This is a genomic window from Gallintestinimicrobium sp. (assembly GCF_046968865.1).
Lineage (GTDB): Bacteria > Bacillota > Clostridia > Lachnospirales > Lachnospiraceae > Gallintestinimicrobium > Gallintestinimicrobium propionicum.
Window position 1 is genome coordinate 57,919 of sequence record NZ_JBKVPW010000017.1, and the last position, 17,997, is coordinate 75,915.

The following is a 17,997-nucleotide window of genomic DNA, read 5'->3' on the forward strand; positions in this document are numbered from 1 at the left end:
GCGAGCATTCTATTGTCATGAATCAAAAGATTTTCGAAAAGTAGAAACGTCCGGCTCACAGCTTTTTCAGAGAAATCTGCCATGCTGCGTAATCGGAATCCGCGCCCGGGAGCCGCAGTCCGCCACGCATCAGCGCAGCTCCTGTCAGCACCTGCTTTTGCATCCTGTCTTTTTTATCCCCTTTTAAATCTGTCAGGCTCACTTCATAGGAAGCATCGCTGCACAGTCCTCTCGGATAAACAAACTTCGCCGCGCAGTTGGTCTGCACATGCTGGTAAACCGCACTGATCAGCGCTTTGGATGCGTCCTTTGCTGCCATTTCCCATACGACGCAGTTGTTGTCCTGCGGGCTTGTCAGACGAAAATAACTGCCATCCGAAATCAGGTCGTAATACTGCTTGAACACCTCGATCTGGCGCTTTACCTCGACCTTTTCTTCCTCCGTCATCTTGTTTAAATCCAGCTCGTAGCCAAACGTGCCCGCCATCGCCACACAGCCTCTTGTCGCAAGCGGCGTCACTCTGCCGGTCTGGTGGTTCGGCACTGCGGAAACATGCGCGCCCATTGTCGAAACCGGATAGCCAAACGACGTGCCGTACTGAATCTGCAGGCGTTCGATCGCATCCGTATCGTCGCTGCACCAGATCTGCGGGGAATAATAGAGCATCCCGGCATCAAACCGTCCGCCGCCTCCGCTGCAGCCCTCCAGTAAAAGGTGCGGATAGGCCGAAAGCATACCGTCCAGTACACGGTATAAGCCCAGCATGAACCGGTGCGCCATCTCGCCCTGCTTTTCGGCAGGCAGGGATGTAGAATATTTATCGCAGATGCTTCGATTGAAATCCCACTTCACATAGCTGATCGGTGCGCTTGCAAGCACGCTGCAGAGCCGTTCCAGGATGTAATCCTGTACATCTTTTCTGGAAAAATCGAGAATCATCTGATGTCTGCTCAGATTCGGCTTTCTGCCCGGAATCTTTACCGCCCAGTCAGGATGTGCCCGGTACAGATCGCTGTCCTCCGAAATGCATTCCGGCTCGAACCAGATGCCAAACTTCATTCCAAGTCCAACAATACGGTCTCCCAGCTCCTTTAAGCTGCAGCCCAGCTTCTTTTCATTCGGAAACCAGTCGCCCAGACCGGAACGGTCGTCGTCACGCTTTCCAAACCATCCGTCGTCCATGACGAACAACTCGACGCCAAGCTCTGCCGCATCCTTTGCGATCGAAACGAGCTTGTCCCCGGTAAAGTTAAAGTAAGTGCCCTCCCAGTTGTTAATCAACACCGGACGGCGCTTGTTTTTCCATTCGCCCCGGCAGATGTGCTCCCGGATGACCTGATGGAAATTATGGCTCAGCTTTCCAAAGCCCTCGGACGAGCAGCTCAAAATCACCTCCGGCGTATCAAAGCTCTCGCCCGGCTCCAGCGTCCACGCAAAGTCGTCCGGATGGATGCCGCAGATCAGACGGGTCTGATCGATCTGGTCTTTTTCTGTTTCCATTAAAAATTCGCCGCTGTATACAAAAGATACACCGTAGCAGAGCCCTTTTGTCTCGTTTGTATCCTTTTCACATACGACTGCAAACGGGTTGTAGTGATGGCTGGATGCGCCTCTCACACTGCCGATCGCAGAAATGCCGTGCGCAATCGGAGTGCGCTGCAGGGTGCGCTCCATCGCATGCTTTCCATAAAAGGTCAGCCATTCATAGTCGCCGGACAGCCAGTCCAGGCACATGCTGGCAGCCTTTAACAGGACAACTTTACCCATTGTCCGGTTCACAACTTTCACAGCTCTTGTAATGATGTCCAGCTCTTCCAGAACGCCATACTGTAAAAGCACTTCCAGTCCGCTTTCCGGATCCCGCAAAAGGATGCCGAGGGTTTCCGCTTCTGTTTCATCCGCATAAACAGCCGGCAATCCCGGAATGCTGTATTTTCCTCTGGAAAGCTCATATCCGGCATAACAAAGCGTTACCGCCTGGCTCCCGTTTTCATTTCTGACGCGCAGGGCACTGATCCGGTAATCCCCCGTTCCGAAACAGCTGTACTCCTGCGGCGCAAGATCTGAGGAAAGTCTGTCGTCAGCACAGGACGCTTCATACGCATAGCCGGAAAATCCGCGGTCATCCGGCGGAATCCGGTAAGAAAGATCGGAATTGTCCGTCTTTTCCCCGTAATAGGTATGCAGCAGCATGCCGTAGGCATCCACTTTCATCTGATACGTCGTATTTTTGGTCTGCAGCGTAAAAGTACGCTGCTTTTCATCTGCATAAACTGCCATGGCAAATCCCCTCCTGTTTTTTCTTAAGGCAGAACGTCTATCGAATGTACATTCTGCTCCGTTTCATGCCTGATTGTGCCATCGGTTTTTATTTTACCATATCCCGCCTTCTGTCTGCAATCCATCCTTTGATCCCTGCAAAAAAACTTTTTACACCAAGAAAAAAAGCTGCCCGCAGATTGCGTCAGCTTTTTTCAAATCCTTATGCTGTTTTTTCGAACTGGGAATTATACAGCTGCGCGTAAAATCCACCCTTTGCAAGCAGTTCTTCGTGCGTGCCCTGCTCTGCAATATCTCCGTTCTTCATGACCAGAATCACATCCGCGTCCCGGATCGTCGAAAGTCGGTGGGCAATGACAAAGCTCGTTCTGCCCTTCATCAGGTTATTCATCGCTTTCTGGATCTGGATTTCTGTTCTCGTATCGACGGAGCTGGTCGCCTCGTCCAGAATCAAGATCGGATTGTCAGCAAGAATTGCACGTGCAATCGTCAAAAGTTGTTTTTGTCCCTGTGAAACGTTGGTCGCGTCTTCATTTAACTCCATCTGATAACCGCCCGGCAGCGTCCGGATGAAATGATCCGCATGTGCCGCTTTTGCCGCCGCGATGACTTCCTCATCTGTTGCATCCAGCCGTCCGTAACGGATATTTTCCATAATGGTTCCCTGGAACAGCCAGGTATCCTGCAGTACCATGCCAAACATTTCACGCAGCTGTCCTCTGTTGAAATTCCGGATATCGTGTCCATCCAGGCAGATTCTGCCGCTGTTTACGTCATAGAAACGCATCAGCAGCTTGACCATTGTCGTCTTTCCGGCGCCGGTCGGTCCAACAATCGCAACCATCTGCCCCGGTTTTACTTCACAGGAGAAATCCTGAATAACGATTTTATCCGGTGTATAGCCAAACCGTACATGCTCAAAGCTTACGGCACCGGTCAGCTGATCCATTGATACCGGATGCTCAACGGTCTGCTCTTCCTCTTCCTCGTCCAGGAATTCAAAAACACGCTCTGCGGCAGCCGCTGCGGACTGCAGCATATTTGAAACCTGCGCAATCTGTGTGATCGGCTGTGTGAAATTTTTCACATACTGGATAAACGCCTGGATATCGCCGACCTCGATCGTGCCGTTTACTGCCAGAACACTTCCCAGCACTGCAACCGCAACATAGCCGAGGTTTCCGACAAAGGTCATGATCGGCTGCATCAGACCGGAAATAAACTGGGATTTCCACGCGGATTCATACAGTCTGTCGTTTGTCCGGGAAAACGTTTCCTCCACCGCTTCTTCGCGGTTGAACGCCCGGATGACCATATGGCCGCTGTAGGTTTCCTCTACCTGTCCATTTATTTCACCGAGACAGCTCTGCTGCTCCACGAAATATTTCTGGGAATGTTTGACCACAAATCCGATCAAACCGCCGGAAATTGGCAGAATCACCAGTGCGATCAGCGTCATCAGAGGACTGATCGACAGCATCATAATCAACACGCCGATCATCGTCGCAATCGAGGTAATTAACTGGGTCACGCTTTGGTTTAAGCTCTGTCCCAGCGTATCGACATCGTTCGTGATTCTCGAAAGCACTTCTCCGACCGTTCTGGATTCGAAATATTTCATCGGCATCCGGTTGATTTTTTTGGAAATTTCCTTTCGCATCCGATAACACAGCTTCTGCGTCACGCCGGTCATCAGCCAGCCCTGAATGAAGTTAAACACTGCGCTGATACAGTAAATTCCAAGCAGCAGCAACAAAATCCTGCCGATTTTTTCAAAATCAATACCGCCGGTACCGCTCACCTTTGCGACCAGACCGTTGAACAGCTCTGTTGTCACCTTACTGAGCACTTTTGGTCCGATAATATTAAATACCGTACTTCCGATTGCAAATAAGATTACGACGCCGAGCACAATTCGATAGCTTCCAAGGTAGGCAAACAGCTTTTGGATCGTTCCCGTAAAATCCTTTGCCTTTTCCCCGGGCATCATTCCCCTGCCCGGTCCGTGTCCCATCATTGGACGCTTTTTATTTTGCTCCTGACTCATTCTGCCATGCCTCCTTTCAGCTCGCTTTCCGACAGCTGCGAGCGTGCAATTTCCTGATAGGCGCTGCAGTTTTTCATCAGCTCTTCATGGGTTCCTTTTCCAACGATTTTTCCATCCTCCAGAACGAGGATCTGCTCCGCATTCATGATTGTGCTGATTCTCTGTGCAACGATCAGCACCGTCGCGTCCGCGGCCTGTTCGTGCAGCGCCTTTCGAAGCGCTGCGTCCGTTTTGTAATCCAACGCAGAAAAGCTGTCGTCAAACAGATATACCTTCGGATGCTTTGCAATGACCCTGGCAATCGCAAGACGCTGCTTTTGTCCACCGGACACGTTACTGCCTCCCTGCGCAACCGGACTATCATAGCCTTCCGGCTTTGCATCGATAAACTCGGTTGCCTGCGCTGTCTGCGCCGCTTCTTTCATCGTTTCGTCGCTGATTTCATCTTCTCCTGCGAGCTTGATATTGGAAGCGATCGTCCCGGAAAAGAGCACGCCCTTCTGGGGAACCAGTCCCATCACTTCCCGTAATTTATGCTGGCTCAAATTTCGGATATCCACACCGTCCAGCGTAATTTTTCCTTCCGTCACATCGTAAAATCTCGGGATCAGCTGAATCAGCGTTGATTTGCCGCAGCCTGTGCTTCCGATTACAGCGGTCGTCTGTCCGGGTTTTGCCGTAAAGCTGATATGCTCCAGTACGTCCCCCTCTGCCCCGGGATATTTAAAGCTTACGTCCTCAAACCTCAGTTCTCCCCTGCACTGCGTCAGCTTTTCATCCTCCGTTTTTTTTGCATCCACAATGCTGCTGTCCGTCCGCAAAATTTCCTCAATTCGGTCTGCTGCCACACCTGCACGCGGAAGCATGACGGAAACCATCGTAATCATCAAAAAGGACATGACGATCTGCATCGTATAGGTCATAAACGCCATCATATCGCCAACCTGCAGGTTTCCGGCGTCGATTCCCTTTGCACCGAACCACACGATCATGACGGTAACGCAGTTCATAATCAGCATCATCGCCGGCATCATAAAGGTCATGACGCGGTTGGTGAACAGCTGCGTTTTCATCAGGTTCCGGTTCGCTTCATCAAACCGTTTTTCTTCGAATTTTTCTCTGGAAAATGCACGGATAACCGAAAGTCCAGTCAAAATTTCCCTAGAAACCAGGTTCATCCGGTCCACTAATTTCTGCATCAGCTTGAATTTCGGCATTGCAACGCTCACCAGAATCAGTACAACCGCCATAATGACCGCTACCGCAAGCCCAATAATCCACGCCATGCCCGTTTTTGTGCCAACCACCTTCAAAACACCGCCGATTCCGAGGATCGGGGCATAGCTTATCATCCGAAGCAGCATGACCGCGACCATCTGTACCTGCTGAATATCGTTCGTGCTTCTCGTAATCAGGGATGCTGTCGAAAACCGATGCATTTCTCCACTAGAAAACGACAACACTTTGCCAAATACCTGACCGCGCAGATTTTTACCGATCGATGCTGCAGCGCGGGACGCAAGGAAGCTGACTGCAATCGCGCACACTGCCATCAGCAGCGTAAAGCCGAGCATTTTTCCGCCCGTTTTTAAAAGATATGCGATCTGGATGCTGCCCGGGTCTTTACCCAGCGCTTCATATTCCTCTTTCACAAATAAAATCGCCTTCTGGTTCAACAGGGAATCACTCATATCGCCCAGCTGGTCTGTGATCGTCTCCCGCAGCGAAAGCAGCTGCTCCTCGGAGAGAGAGCCGTTTTGCAGCGCTTGGAGAAGCTGAAGCTGCTCCTTGGTGGGCGCCGCTGCATCTGCTCCGTCATTCAGCGCGGTCTCCGCACTTTCGTCCATCGCAGACAGCATCACCATCGGCATCCGGAACGTATCGTTTAACGCTTCCAGATCCGCCGTTTTATTCGTTGTCCGCTCGTAAGTACCGTCCTCTGCCTGTTCATAGCAGGAAGCGGTCAGCTCTTTTTCCCCTTCTGTCATTAAATTCTGCAGGCTGCCCCAGGTCTCCTCCCGCATCCACTCGGGCGCAGCATAAGTGATACCGCCCTGCTGAATTCCGACGTCCACAATATCCGATGTATACTGCGGCAGTGCCAGATCACAGTACGCCTGCACGATCAGCAGAAGTACAATGGCCAGCACTGATTTTTTACATTGTTTTAAATAGCTCAGTAGCCGAAACATTTTCTGTTCTATTCCTCCATTCCATCCACATTCCTGAATGCTGCAATTTCTGTTTCCAGTACATCTCCGAACCGTTCCCACTGTTTAATCAGCTCACGGAATCTGCCTTCGCCCATTCTTTCTACAACTCGCTGGGCAAACACTTCCATGATGCAGTGTCCCTGATCTCTTCTTTCCTGTCCGGTCTCCGTCAGCGAAACATAGCTGCTTCTTCGGTCTTTCGGGTCAATACTGCGCACGCACAGCCCTTTTTCCTCCATGCCACGGAGCAGTCTGGAAAGTGCCGACGGTAATATTTCCATTTTTTTCTGCAGATCGGAAATCGCTGCGCCGTAAATTGCATCGTGCTGCGCACTCAGCTTATGAATCATCTCCAGCACTGCAAATTCCATATTTCCAACTCCGGGATGCAGTACAGAATAATCCATCCTCCGAAACCTGCACATGACATGCTCAAATTCTCTCTCCAGTTTTAACGCGTCATCCATTTCTCCTCCTGTATCAAAGCGCCTGCAGTGCAAAGAGCTCACCCCAAGCGCCGATTTTCCCTGTCTGCTTTTTTCATTAACATTGATAATATTTAACATTGTTAATTACATTGGCCCATTCTACTCTTCTTTCTACAGAAATACAATAAAAATTCCATAAACTTTTCATAAAAAATCACACAATCTGCCTGCCTTGACTTTTTTTCTCTCCTATGCCACAATTTTTCTATCCGGCAGGCTAAAGCAGGAACGGTTTTTCTGCGGTCTGTCCCCGGGCAGCTTCCTTGCCCGGAATATTTTTTCTAATCTGAATCATCCTTACTATAACGGTTTTTCCGGGAAAGAGGTTCTTATGAAATTTTTTTCGTCCACTCACTATACGCCGCAGCAGCTGCAGAATATCGCGATCGATTTATTCTGCGACGTCCTCGGCAGCATCCTTTCCGCAATCGGCATCTATACCTTTGCAAAGCTCGCAAGCTTCGCGCCTGGCGGTATCTCCGGCGTCGCCCTGATTTTGAACCACCTGTGGAACCTACCGATCGGTACAACCTCCCTCGTCATCAACATTCCCCTGATTTTGCTCAGTTACCGGATTGTCGGGCGTAAATTTATGATCAAATCCATCCGCACGATTCTGATCAATACCTTTTTTCTGGATTTCGTCTTTCCGCTCACGCCTGCCTATGACGGCAATCCTATGCTCGCTGCGCTTTTTTCCGGCGTATTTTTCGGCTGCGGTCTTGCGCTGATCTACATGAGAGGCTCGTCTACCGGCGGTACGGACTTCCTTACTATGTCCATCAAAGCGCTGCACCCGCACCTTTCTATCGGCGCTGTCACGATGGCAATCGACCTCGTCATCATCCTGATTGGCTGGCCGGTTTATGGTAATCCCGACGCAGTTTTATATGGACTTATTTCTACGTTTGTAACCTCCACCGTCATCGATAAAATTATGTACGGCACGAGCGCCGGAAAGCTCGCCATCATCATCACGACGCAGGGTCCTGCCATGGCAACGCATATCGACGAGGTCTGCGCAAGAGGATCGACGCTGATCCGCGCAAAAGGTTCTTATACCACGACCGAGCGCCAGGTACTTCTCTGTGCCTGCTCCAAGGCCGAAGCGTACAAGGTTCGCCGCGCCGCACATCAGACCGATCCGGACGCATTTGTCATGATTACGGAAACCAGCGAGGTCTTCGGAGAAGGCTTTATCGATCCAACCGATAACGTAAAAATACAATAGAATATACGAAAAGACCGCGCATTCTATTGTCAGAAATAAATCGGAGGCGAGGGCAGCAGCTGCCTTCGCCTCCTCAGAAAGAGAAAGGAACAGAACATCCCTATGAAATTTCCCAAATTTTTACCGGACGGCGGCACGATCGGCTTTGTCGCCCCTTCCTTTGGCTGTGCAACCTCCCCTTATCAGGAAACGTTTGAACACGCCCAGAAACGCTTCACCGAGCTTGGCTACCGGCTTGACCTCGGACCAAACTGCTATGAAAGCAGCGGCATCGGCATCAGCAACACCCCCGAAAAATGCGCGCAGGAGCTGATGGATTATTATGTAAAATCCGACAACGACTGTCTGATTTCCTGCGGAGGCGGCGAACTGATGTGCGAAATTCTTCCATATATGGATTTTGACCGCCTTGCGAAAGCCGATCCCAAATGGTACATGGGCTATTCCGACAACACGAATATGACCTATCTTCTCGCAACTCTTGCAGATACCGCCTCCATCTACGGTCCCTGCGCCGGCGCTTTTGGCATGGAGCTGTGGCATCCCGCTATTTCCGATGCCTTCCACCTGCTGACAGGGCGCGCACAGACCGTATCCGGCTACCCCCTCTGGGAAAAGGAAGCCTTAAAAGATGAAACGAATCCCCTCGCGCCCTATCATGTGACTGAGCCGCGCGTCCTGCGCTGCTACGGGACGGAGTATGCACAGAGGACTAACGACACGACGCATTTGTACAACGACCAGTTAAACAGCGACCCGCAGCTTGCGGGCGGTAACCTGCAGACAGGCGCTGTATCGCCAGCCTCTGCCCCAAGCTTTCACGTCTCCGGCAGACTCCTCGGCGGCTGCATGGATTGTCTCGTCAATCTGACCGGAACCCGTTTCGATAAAACAAAGGACTTTATCGAGCGCTACAAAGAGGATGGCATCATCTGGTTTCTTGAAGCCTGCGATTTGAACGTCTTCTCTATCCGCAGAGCCATGTGGCAAATGGAACAGGCTGGCTGGTTCGAACACGTCAAAGCCTTCCTGATCGGTCGCCCGCTGTGCTTCGGACAGGACATGATGGGCCTCGATCCATATCAGGCGGTACTGCCCGTCGCACTTTCCCACCATGTCCCGATAATTATGGACGTCGATCTCGGACATCTTCCGCCAATGATGCCGCTGATCGTCGGCAGCCTCGCCGACGTGACTGTTTCCGGAAACGATATCCGAATCGACATGCAGCTGCGCTGACGATAAAACAAGCCGAATGCGTTATTTCATGCCGGGCACACCTTAATTCCCGTATACCCGGATCACGCCGGACACTTCTTTTAACACCGACATGCCTTTTAAGATGCTGAGCGCATCGTTAAAATGTTTTTCCCGCACCGGGTCGGTGATAATGACAAGCTCTGCAACGCCGTCATGGCTGCGCTTCTGCACGACCTGCGCGATGCTCACGTCGTTATTGCCCAAAATCCCGGCAATATTGGCGAGCGCGCCGGGCTTGTCCGTTACCTGAATCCGTAGGAAAAACCGACTGACCGTATCCTCTGCGGATTTCACCGGAAGATTCCGGTAGCAGCCATAACCGATCTTGCCGCAGGAATGGTGCAGGATGTTTCGCATCACGTCGATTACATCTCCCATCACTGCGCTCGCTGTCGGCAGCTGTCCTGCGCCGCGCCCCATAAACATCGCGTCGTCGCAGGCTTCCCCGTGGATAAATACCGCATTGAACGAATCCCGGACAGTTGAAAGCGGATGCTGCTCCGGCAAAAGCATCGGATGTACTTTAACCTCTACGCCGCCTTCTGTCAGCCTCGTCATGCCGATCAGCTTGATCACATAGCCAAATTCCTTCGCATAGCGGATATCCTCCGCCGTGATGTGTGTAATACCTTCGGTATACACCTGGGAAAAGGTCACGTTGGAGTTAAACGCGATCGATGCCATAATCGCCACCTTGCGTCCTGCATCGTAGCCTTCCACATCCGCAGTCGGATCGCTCTCTGCATAGCCGAGCTTTGTCGCAAGGGCAAGTGCCTCTTCGTAGCCCATCCCATCCTCCGTCATCCGCGTCAGGATATAGTTGGTCGTCCCGTTGACAATGCCCATCACTTCTGTCAGTTCGCTGGCTACCAGGCTCTGGCGCAGCGGACGGATGATCGGAATTGCACCTGCAACCGCCGCTTCGAAATGCAGGTCACATTTTCCGGCTTCCGCCGCATCGAACAGCTGTTCTCCATATTCTGCGAGCAAATCCTTATTCGCCGTTACAACCTGTTTGCCTGCGCGGAGCGCTTCCTCCAGCCAGGTCAGCGCCGGTCGAATTCCTCCCATCACCTCAATTACGATTTCGATCTGGGGATCGTTTAAAATCTCGTCCCAACGATCTATCAGAAGCTCAGACGGAATGCCTTCCCGCGCTTTTGTCGTATCGCGCACCAGAATTTTATCCACCACCAGGCGCGCGCCCGTTTTGGAAATGATCTCTTCCTCCAGATCCTTTACCAGTTTATAAACGCCGCTGCCCACGGTTCCTGCCCCAAGCAGTGCTGCATGAATGATTCTCTCCTGTCCCATCACCATTTCCTCCATCTCTATCAAAATTCCTCTGCAATGCAATCTTCGTAGAGCATTTTTATCGTATAGAAAGGAAGTTTCCTATACGATAAAAAAACAGGGAACAGGTATTGACTGCCTGTTCCCCTATTCCAAACTGCGGGTTCGCAGTCTGGGCATATTTTTACTTTAAGCTGGAAATTACATCCGCAACAGATTTGCCGGACTCCTTGATCGCTGCATACAGAGTCTGCAGATCAGCCTGTTCTTTTACTTTAGCAAGTTCCTTTTTTCGTGTCTTGAGTGCCTTTAAAGTTTCCTCAGTTTTGGAAATTTCGCTGTCCAGGTAGGTCAGTTCTTCTTCATAGGTCATGTTTTTCTTTCTTCTTGCCATAGTTGACGCATCCTCCAATGAAATAATTTCATGTAAAAAGGATAGCACGAAAAAAACAGGATGTCCAGCATATCCTTTCTATTTCCGATCGTTTGTGTGCTGTCGTTTGTCTGTGCGCACTATTTCGTAAAGCATACCTAAGCTGCTTACAGCTGCTTACCGGTCAGCATCTCATATGCCTGCAGATATTTTGCAATCGTCTTGTCTACGATCTCCTGAGGCAGTGTCCAGTCGTTATCCGGGTTGGCTTTGAGCCAGTCGCGGGCAAACTGCTTGTCAAAAGAAGGCTGAGAATGTCCGGGTTCATAGCCTTCCGCAGGCCAGAAACGAGAGCTGTCGGGTGTCAGCATTTCATCGCCGATCACCATGTTGCCATCCTCGTCCAGACCAAACTCAAACTTGGTATCCGCAATGATGATACCCTTGCTCAGTGCGTACTCTGCACATTTCTTGTACAGGGCGATGGTGTTGTCACGAAGCTGTTCTGCAAGCTCCTGCCCTCTGCCAGGGAAATATTTTTCCAGATGCGTAACGCTCTGCTCAAAGGAAATATTTTCGTCGTGATCGCCGATTTCCGCTTTGGTGGAGGGAGTGTAAATAGGCTCAGGCAGCTTATCGGATTCTTTTAAGCCCTCCGGCAGACGAATGCCGCATACCGTGCCGTTTTCCTTGTAGCTTGCCCAACCACTGCCGGTGATATAGCCGCGCACGATGCACTCAATGGGAAGCATCTGAAGCTTTTTACACATCATGGATTTGCCTTCGTACTTCTCCTGCTGGAAAAACTCCGGCATATCCTTAGTATCTACAGAAATCATGTGGTTAGGAAGAATATCCTGTGTCATATCGAACCAGAACTTGGACATCTGAGTCAGGACGGTTCCCTTTTTCGTTACCTCATTATGTAAGATCACATCAAAACAGCTGATACGGTCTGTGGCAACCATAATCAGGCTTTCGCCGTTGTCATAAATCTCACGAACTTTTCCTTCTTTGATCGGTTTTAATTCCTGCATGTTTTTCTCCTCATCTTCGCATGTGCGTCATTTTTTCAATGCAAAGTAAAAGTAACACCATCTACACGGCATTGTCAAGATGCTGCGAAATGAAAACCGAAAATTAAACTCATTTTTCCCTTGAAATCGCAATCTCTTTATGGTAAAATCTTTTTTGTTGCAGGAGTTTTACGCACATCAGCCGGCGTGGCGGAATGGCAGACGCGGCAGACTCAAAATCTGTTTATGGTGACATAGTACGGGTTCAAGTCCCGTCGCCGGCACGAAAACCCGAAGTTTTTATAACTTCGGGTTTTTTCTATCGGATCAAAAAGTAGGTTCGATGTAACTAACTTTTTTTATTTCTGGAGGATAAACAAATGATAACACCCATCATCCTGTTTCTCGTCGGACTGGTTCTGCTGATTAATGGCGGCGACTGGTTTGTGGACGGTGCAACAGGCATCGCTCACAAGTTCCATGTCCCGGATCTGTTAATCGGCGCAACTGTCGTTTCCATCGGCACTACCCTGCCGGAGGTCATGGTTTCCGCCACCTCTGCAGTCAACGGCCATGGTGAAATCGCCTACGGAAACGCCATCGGTTCCATCATCTGCAATACGGCGCTGATCGCGGCAATTTCCATCGCAGTCAAGCCGTCCCGCGTGGATAAAAAGACACTTACCATTCCGGTTATTTTCTTTTATGTATCCACCGCACTCTACCTGTTTTCCGCCTACGTTACCAAGCGCTTCGATCGCGTAACCGGTGTACTGCTTCTGCTGATTTTCGTCACATATATCGGCATTCAGGTCTATCAGGCGATGCACGGCAAGAACCCGGAGGCTGCAGCAGCGGATGCTGAGGTCGCTGAGGTTGCAGCGGCAGAGGCCAACACCGCTTCTAATTCGACCGGAAAGGATCTTCTTTTACTGGTCATCGGTGCTGCTTTTATCGCAATCGGCGCAAACCTGTTAGTTGATAATGGCATCATCATCGCTGGACTGTTGGGCGTTCCCGAATCCGTTATCGCCCTCACCTTTGTTGCTCTAGGCACCTCCCTGCCGGAGCTTGTTACCGCAATTACTTCTCTGCGCAAAGGACACGGTCTGTTATCCCTCGGCAACATCATCGGCGCAAACCTGTTTAACCTCGTTTTGGTAAGTGGTGTTTCGATCCTGTTATCTCCCTTCGATCTGCCTAACAGCAAGCAAATCGGCGCTTATAACGCATCCCTCGTTGTAGATATTCCTGTCATGCTCGGCGTTATGCTGATCCTAACGATTCCTCCGCTCATCAAAGGCAGGATGACACGCCTGCAGGGTATTATTCTGCTCGCTATTTACGCGGCATTCTGCATATTCCAGTTCGCACTGTAAAACAGGCTGCGCCGCTGGCGATCCCATTTTAGCAACAGATGAGATTGTCACCCTGCAGACACTATTTTTCTCTGACATTTCATAAAAACGCCCGAACCGGTTCGGATCCTTTCATCCGTCCAGTTCGGGCATTTTTTCATTCTATTGCATGTTTCCTCAACTGTGCGTCCTTTCCCAGTCCGCATCAGGCTTTATTTTTCAAATTTCAGATTTTTATAAAAATCAAAGCAGTCAAACGTTGCGAAGTAATCCTTCGGTGTCTCTGCACGGCGGATCAGCTTTGCAGTGCCATCCTCCTGCAGTAAAATCTCCGCGCTGCGCAGACGTCCGTTGTAGTTATAGCCCATCGAAAAGCCGTGTGCGCCCGCATCATGAATGAACAGATAATCTCCCATATCAATCTTGGGAAGGTTTCTGTCGATTGCAAATTTGTCATTATTTTCGCAAAGGGAACCGGCCACATCGTATATATGGTCGCAGGGCGCATTTTCCTTGCCCAGCACCGTGATATGATGATAAGCACCGTACATCGCGGGACGCATCAGGTTCGCCGCGCACGCATCCACGCCGATATATTCTTTGTAAATATGCTTCTCATGCACCGCCTTCGTTACCAGCGCACCGTAAGGTCCCATCATGAAACGTCCCATCTCGGTATAAATTGCGATATCTCCCATGCCTGCCGGAACCAGAACCTCTTCGTAAACCTTCCTGACGCCCTCGCCGATCGCCAGAATATCGTTCGGCTCCTGATCGGGACAATACGGAATGCCGACACCGCCAGACAGATTGATAAACGCAATATCCGCTCCGGTTTCTTTTTCCAGCTTCACAGCAAGCTCAAACAGCTGCTTTGCCAGCTGTGGATAATATTCGTTCGTCACCGTGTTGCTCGCCAGAAATGCGTGAATACCAAAGCGTTTTACTCCCTTGCTCTTTAAAATCCGATACGCTTCAAAAATCTGTTCCGTCGTCATACCGTATTTGGAATCCCCCGGATTGTCCATGATGCCGTTGCTCAACGTGAACACGCCGCCCGGATTATATCTGCAGCTCATCGTCTCCGGAAGCTTGCCCAGAATCTGCTCTACAAAATCGATATGCGTGATGTCATCCAGGTTGATAATCGCGCCCAGCTTCGCTGCCAGGGCATATTCCTCTTCAGGCGTATCGTTGGAGGAAAACATAATCTCCTCGCCCTTGGCACCGATCGCATCACAGAGCATCAGTTCCGTTTCGGAAGAACAGTCACAGCCACAGCCGTATTCCCGTAAAATGTCAACCAAAAACGGATTCGGGGTCGCTTTGATCGCAAAATATTCCCGAAATCCAGGGTTCCAGGAAAATGCCTCTTTTACTCTTTTCGCATTTTCGCGGATTCCTTTTTCATCGTAGAGATGAAACGGAGTCGGATACGTCTTTGCGATTTCTTCAATCTGTTCTTTGGTTACAAATGGTTTTTTATTCATCGTTGCTCCTTTATCTGCCTCTCTTATCGGTTCTCAATCTGCCAGTCGATCGGTTCCACTCCATGTGCTTTTAAAAATTCATTGGTCTGGCTGAAATGCCTGCAGCCGAAAAATCCGCGATATGCAGACAAGGGACTCGGATGCGGTGCCTTCAAAATCAAATGCTGCGGATTCGTCAACATCGAAGCCTTCTGCTGCGCCGGACGTCCCCAGAGCAAAAAAACGATCGGACGGTCCTGCGCATTAACCGCTTCGATGACTGCATCCGTAAACTGCTCCCAGCCTTTTCCCTGATGGGAATTTGCCTGATGCGCCCGCACAGTCAACACGGTGTTCAACATCAGCACGCCCTGCTTCGCCCATTTTTCCAGATAACCGTTGTTTGGAATATAGCATCCCAGATCATCATGCAGCTCCTGATAAATATTGACAAGCGACGGCGGCACCTCCTCTCCCGGCTGCACAGAAAAGCAAAGCCCATGCGCCTGATGCTCGTTATGATAAGGGTCCTGTCCCAAAATCACGACCTTCACCTTGCGAAGCGGCGTAAAATGAAATGCGTTGAAAATATCATCCGCCGGAGGATATACCACATGCGTCGCATATTCTTCTTTCACAAAAGAAAATAACTTCGCATAATACGGTTTTCGAAACTCATCCTTTAACGCCGGCAACCAGTCGTTGCTGATCATTGCCATCTTACCGCAACTCCTTCCTTCTGCAGGTATGCCTTGACCTGTCCAATTTCCAGCTCTTTATAGTGAAATAAGGAAGCCGCCAGCGCCGCATCTGCCATGCCGTCTGTCAGTGCCTCCTTGAAATGCTCCATCTTGCCTGCACCACCGGAAGCGATGACCGGAATCGACACGTTCTGTGCGATCGCCCGGGTCAGCGGAATATCATAGCCTGCCTTCGTTCCATCGCAGTCCATGCTCGTCAGCAAAATCTCCCCGGCTCCCAGCTCCTGCGCCTTTCTCGCCCATTCTACCGCGTCCAGACCGGTATCGATCCGTCCGCCGTTTTTATAAACCGTCCAGCCCTCTGCACCGTCTGTTCTGCGCCTTGCATCAATCGCAACGACAACGCACTGGCTTCCGAACTTTTCCGCCGCATCCGCGATCAGCTGCGGATTGGAAATCGCTGCTGAGTTGACAGAAATTTTATCCGCTCCTTCCCGCAGCAATGCCTTAAAATCCTCAACCGTGCGGATTCCGCCGCCGACCGTAAACGGGATAAACACCTGCTCAGCAACCCGTCTTACCATGTCCACGACCGTCGCCCGCGCATCCGAGGACGCTGTAATATCCAGGAAAACCAATTCGTCCGCACCCGCCTTATCATACGCCGCTGCGATCTCCACCGGATCTCCTGCATCCCTCAAATTGACAAAATTAACGCCCTTTACTACCCTGCCATTATGGACGTCCAGACAGGGAATGATCCGTTTTGTAAACATCCTCAGTTGCCCTCCCTGCCTAATCTCACAAAGCTCTCCAAAATTTTCAGCCCAGCCTCCGAACTCTTTTCCGGGTGGAACTGACAGGCGAACAGATTTCCTTTTTCCACAGAAGCATCGATGGAAACGCCATACTCAGTTCTCGCGGTGACAATATCCTCCTCCGCCTTCAGATAATAGGAATGCACGAAATACACATACGGCTCCCTGGAAAATCCTTCAAACAGCCGTCCTTTTTGCGGAAAGGAGAGGGAATTCCAGCCGATATGCGGAATTTTAAGCGGTCTTTTGTCTTCTGCAACGCCGTCTGGAATCCGCAGGATTTTTCCCTTTAACAGACCGAGCCCCTCCACGCCAGGGCTTTCCTCGCTCGATTCAAATAACAGCTGCAAACCAAGGCAAATTCCAAGAAACGGAGTATTCTTGTCGACAATCTCAGAAATCACATCAATCAGACCATATTCTTTTAATTTCCCCATCGCATCCCCGAATGCCCCAACACCCGGAAGGATGACTTTTTCTGCTGCAAGCAGCTGTTTCGGGTCGCGCGTCAGTATCGTATCCTCGTGCAAATATGCCAGCGCCTTCTGGACACTTTTTACATTTCCTGCGTCATAGTCGATAATTGCAATCATTTGGTTCCTCATTATTTATTAGAAATACTATTTTTCTTCCAGCAACAGCGTAACCGGATGCATCGGTACACTATATCCGCGCTCCTTAATCTCTTCCGTCATCTGATACAAATGGGAATGAACCCGGTACAGACAGGATTTTTGATTAAAATATGCAACCTTTTCAAACGGAAAACGGATCAGCTGCGGCAGCTCCATCCCAACGCCCAGCTCCAGAATCACCAAATTTCTGTTTAATGTCCCCTGCAGCCATTTGGTGTAAGTTTCCCAGCTGTCTGTCGGATACACTCCACTATCCGTTTCTTCCTCTCCCTCTTTGGCTGGCGTCAGAATTCGATTTTCTTTCAGTCCTGCCTGTTCCAACAAACCGTCCTCGCATAGAGAAATCACAAAATAATTTTTATCCTTCAAAAGATCTGCCAGAACTTCATATGCCTTCTGAACCTGTTCTTTTTCACAGCCGCCCACTTTCTTTTGGCTTTTATGAAATGCGAGCAGCGCTGCCGCAGCGGGATCTGTCTGCGCGGTCTTGGCAAGCTCTGTAAAAAAAGGATCTTCCTGCGCTTCCTCTTTTACTGCAAACTCCGTTCCAATCCCGACAAGCACCATCTGCGCCTGTTCAATGGACTGTCTAATTTGTTCCAACATATCGTATCAACCTTTCTTAACTTCCTTTCGCCTGCAAATGCAGCCTGCAGACCGGAATCCAGAAACATTATATCAGACTTTAGTGTAGTAAACAACTACATTTCTCATGGGATATATTCGTCTGCGTCGGGTCGCGAAAGCGACATCCTTCCATTCCGACGCAGTGCGATCCTTACGGAGCGTTTTTGCATTCGCCGTCCGTTCACAC

Annotated in this window: 15 protein-coding genes and 1 tRNA gene; 4 read left to right on the forward strand and 12 right to left on the reverse strand. The window is 50.2% G+C overall.

The window, feature by feature from the left end:
* Positions 1-55: 55 nt before the first annotated feature.
* The 4 genes from ACLTOQ_RS13640 to ACLTOQ_RS13655 form a co-directional block, all read right to left on the reverse strand.
* Positions 56-2,281 (reverse strand): alpha-galactosidase, encoded by a 2,226-nt coding sequence (locus tag ACLTOQ_RS13640; RefSeq protein ID WP_412319652.1) that lies wholly within the window; start codon positions 2,279-2,281, stop codon positions 56-58.
* 202 nt (positions 2,282-2,483) lie between these two features.
* The gene (locus ACLTOQ_RS13645; protein WP_117962299.1) at positions 2,484-4,328 is read right to left on the reverse strand and encodes an ABC transporter ATP-binding protein; all 1,845 of its coding nucleotides are present in this window, start codon (positions 4,326-4,328) and stop codon (positions 2,484-2,486) included.
* A complete protein-coding gene (locus ACLTOQ_RS13650) occupies positions 4,325-6,520 on the reverse strand; it encodes an ABC transporter ATP-binding protein (protein ID WP_337622478.1) in 2,196 nt (731 codons plus the stop codon). Before ACLTOQ_RS13650 ends, ACLTOQ_RS13645 begins: the two co-directional genes overlap by 4 nt.
* An 8-nt stretch (positions 6,521-6,528) precedes the next feature.
* Positions 6,529-7,008: a MarR family winged helix-turn-helix transcriptional regulator gene (locus ACLTOQ_RS13655; protein ID WP_308728358.1), complete on the reverse strand. Its 480-nt coding sequence runs from the start codon at positions 7,006-7,008 to the stop codon at positions 6,529-6,531.
* Positions 7,009-7,360: 352 nt separating this feature from the next.
* On the opposite strand from ACLTOQ_RS13655, the gene ACLTOQ_RS13660 reads away from it, so the two are divergent.
* Both ACLTOQ_RS13660 and ACLTOQ_RS13665 read left to right on the forward strand, forming a co-directional pair.
* Complete coding sequence (locus ACLTOQ_RS13660; protein ID WP_308728357.1) at positions 7,361-8,260, forward strand: YitT family protein; 900 nt, start codon at positions 7,361-7,363, stop codon at positions 8,258-8,260.
* A 102-nt stretch (positions 8,261-8,362) separates the two neighbouring features.
* On the forward strand, positions 8,363-9,499 hold the full coding sequence (locus ACLTOQ_RS13665; RefSeq protein ID WP_412319655.1) for a S66 peptidase family protein: 1,137 nt from the start codon (positions 8,363-8,365) through the stop codon (positions 9,497-9,499).
* 42 nt (positions 9,500-9,541) lie between these two features.
* On the opposite strand, the gene ACLTOQ_RS13670 is transcribed toward ACLTOQ_RS13665, so the two are convergent.
* The 3 genes from ACLTOQ_RS13670 to ACLTOQ_RS13680 all read right to left on the reverse strand — a co-directional run bounded on the left by ACLTOQ_RS13670 (position 9,542) and on the right by ACLTOQ_RS13680 (position 12,223).
* Positions 9,542-10,834: a homoserine dehydrogenase gene (locus ACLTOQ_RS13670; RefSeq protein WP_262588218.1), complete on the reverse strand. Its 1,293-nt coding sequence runs from the start codon at positions 10,832-10,834 to the stop codon at positions 9,542-9,544.
* Positions 10,835-10,997: 163 nt separating this feature from the next.
* Positions 10,998-11,207, reverse strand: coding sequence for a hypothetical protein (locus ACLTOQ_RS13675; protein WP_021915596.1), 210 nt, complete (start codon positions 11,205-11,207; stop codon positions 10,998-11,000).
* Between the two features lie 146 nt (positions 11,208-11,353).
* Entirely contained in the window at positions 11,354-12,223 is an 870-nt protein-coding gene (locus tag ACLTOQ_RS13680; protein WP_021915595.1) for a phosphoribosylaminoimidazolesuccinocarboxamide synthase, read from the reverse strand.
* Positions 12,224-12,403: 180 nt separating this feature from the next.
* Here ACLTOQ_RS13680 and ACLTOQ_RS13685 point away from each other — a divergent pair.
* Together ACLTOQ_RS13685 and ACLTOQ_RS13690 are read left to right on the forward strand one after the other, a co-directional pair.
* Positions 12,404-12,486 (forward strand) — tRNA-Leu (locus ACLTOQ_RS13685).
* Positions 12,487-12,582: 96 nt separating this feature from the next.
* Positions 12,583-13,581 (forward strand): calcium/sodium antiporter, encoded by a 999-nt coding sequence (locus tag ACLTOQ_RS13690; protein WP_412319657.1) that lies wholly within the window; start codon positions 12,583-12,585, stop codon positions 13,579-13,581.
* 191 nt (positions 13,582-13,772) lie between these two features.
* On the opposite strand, the gene ACLTOQ_RS13695 is transcribed toward ACLTOQ_RS13690, so the two are convergent.
* From ACLTOQ_RS13695 to ACLTOQ_RS13715, 5 genes are read right to left on the reverse strand one after another with little or no spacing between them, the layout of a single operon-like run.
* Complete coding sequence (locus ACLTOQ_RS13695; protein ID WP_412270566.1) at positions 13,773-15,050, reverse strand: diaminopimelate decarboxylase; 1,278 nt, start codon at positions 15,048-15,050, stop codon at positions 13,773-13,775.
* Between the two features lie 23 nt (positions 15,051-15,073).
* Positions 15,074-15,748 (reverse strand): uracil-DNA glycosylase, encoded by a 675-nt coding sequence (locus ACLTOQ_RS13700; RefSeq protein ID WP_021915592.1) that lies wholly within the window; start codon positions 15,746-15,748, stop codon positions 15,074-15,076.
* Positions 15,739-16,506 carry an imidazole glycerol phosphate synthase subunit HisF gene (gene hisF / locus ACLTOQ_RS13705; RefSeq protein WP_021915591.1) on the reverse strand — a complete coding sequence of 256 codons (768 nt, stop codon included), beginning with the start codon at positions 16,504-16,506 and terminating at the stop codon, positions 15,739-15,741. Before hisF ends, ACLTOQ_RS13700 begins: the two co-directional genes overlap by 10 nt.
* A 2-nt stretch (positions 16,507-16,508) precedes the next feature.
* Entirely contained in the window at positions 16,509-17,141 is a 633-nt protein-coding gene (gene hisH, locus ACLTOQ_RS13710) for an imidazole glycerol phosphate synthase subunit HisH (RefSeq protein ID WP_412319659.1), read from the reverse strand.
* 27 nt (positions 17,142-17,168) lie between these two features.
* Positions 17,169-17,789: a hypothetical protein gene (locus ACLTOQ_RS13715; RefSeq protein WP_021915589.1), complete on the reverse strand. Its 621-nt coding sequence runs from the start codon at positions 17,787-17,789 to the stop codon at positions 17,169-17,171.
* Between the last annotated feature and the right edge of the window lie 208 nt (positions 17,790-17,997).

Excerpts from the sequence above, each read along its gene's own strand:
- ACLTOQ_RS13640 (WP_412319652.1), bottom strand. The coding sequence starts at position 2,281 with ATGGCAGTTTATGCAGATGAAAAGCAGCGTACTTTTACGCTGCAGACC.
- ACLTOQ_RS13645 (WP_117962299.1), bottom strand. The coding sequence starts at position 4,328 with ATGAGTCAGGAGCAAAATAAAAAGCGTCCAATGATGGGACACGGACCG.
- ACLTOQ_RS13650 (WP_337622478.1), bottom strand. The coding sequence starts at position 6,520 with ATGTTTCGGCTACTGAGCTATTTAAAACAATGTAAAAAATCAGTGCTG.
- ACLTOQ_RS13655 (WP_308728358.1), bottom strand. The coding sequence starts at position 7,008 with ATGGATGACGCGTTAAAACTGGAGAGAGAATTTGAGCATGTCATGTGC.
- ACLTOQ_RS13660 (WP_308728357.1), top strand. The coding sequence starts at position 7,361 with ATGAAATTTTTTTCGTCCACTCACTATACGCCGCAGCAGCTGCAGAAT.
- ACLTOQ_RS13665 (WP_412319655.1), top strand. The coding sequence starts at position 8,363 with ATGAAATTTCCCAAATTTTTACCGGACGGCGGCACGATCGGCTTTGTC.
- ACLTOQ_RS13670 (WP_262588218.1), bottom strand. The coding sequence starts at position 10,834 with ATGGGACAGGAGAGAATCATTCATGCAGCACTGCTTGGGGCAGGAACC.
- ACLTOQ_RS13675 (WP_021915596.1), bottom strand. The coding sequence starts at position 11,207 with ATGGCAAGAAGAAAGAAAAACATGACCTATGAAGAAGAACTGACCTAC.
- ACLTOQ_RS13680 (WP_021915595.1), bottom strand. The coding sequence starts at position 12,223 with ATGCAGGAATTAAAACCGATCAAAGAAGGAAAAGTTCGTGAGATTTAT.
- ACLTOQ_RS13690 (WP_412319657.1), top strand. The coding sequence starts at position 12,583 with ATGATAACACCCATCATCCTGTTTCTCGTCGGACTGGTTCTGCTGATT.
- ACLTOQ_RS13695 (WP_412270566.1), bottom strand. The coding sequence starts at position 15,050 with ATGAATAAAAAACCATTTGTAACCAAAGAACAGATTGAAGAAATCGCA.
- ACLTOQ_RS13700 (WP_021915592.1), bottom strand. The coding sequence starts at position 15,748 with ATGGCAATGATCAGCAACGACTGGTTGCCGGCGTTAAAGGATGAGTTT.
- hisF (WP_021915591.1), bottom strand. The coding sequence starts at position 16,506 with ATGTTTACAAAACGGATCATTCCCTGTCTGGACGTCCATAATGGCAGG.
- hisH (WP_412319659.1), bottom strand. The coding sequence starts at position 17,141 with ATGATTGCAATTATCGACTATGACGCAGGAAATGTAAAAAGTGTCCAG.
- ACLTOQ_RS13715 (WP_021915589.1), bottom strand. The coding sequence starts at position 17,789 with ATGTTGGAACAAATTAGACAGTCCATTGAACAGGCGCAGATGGTGCTT.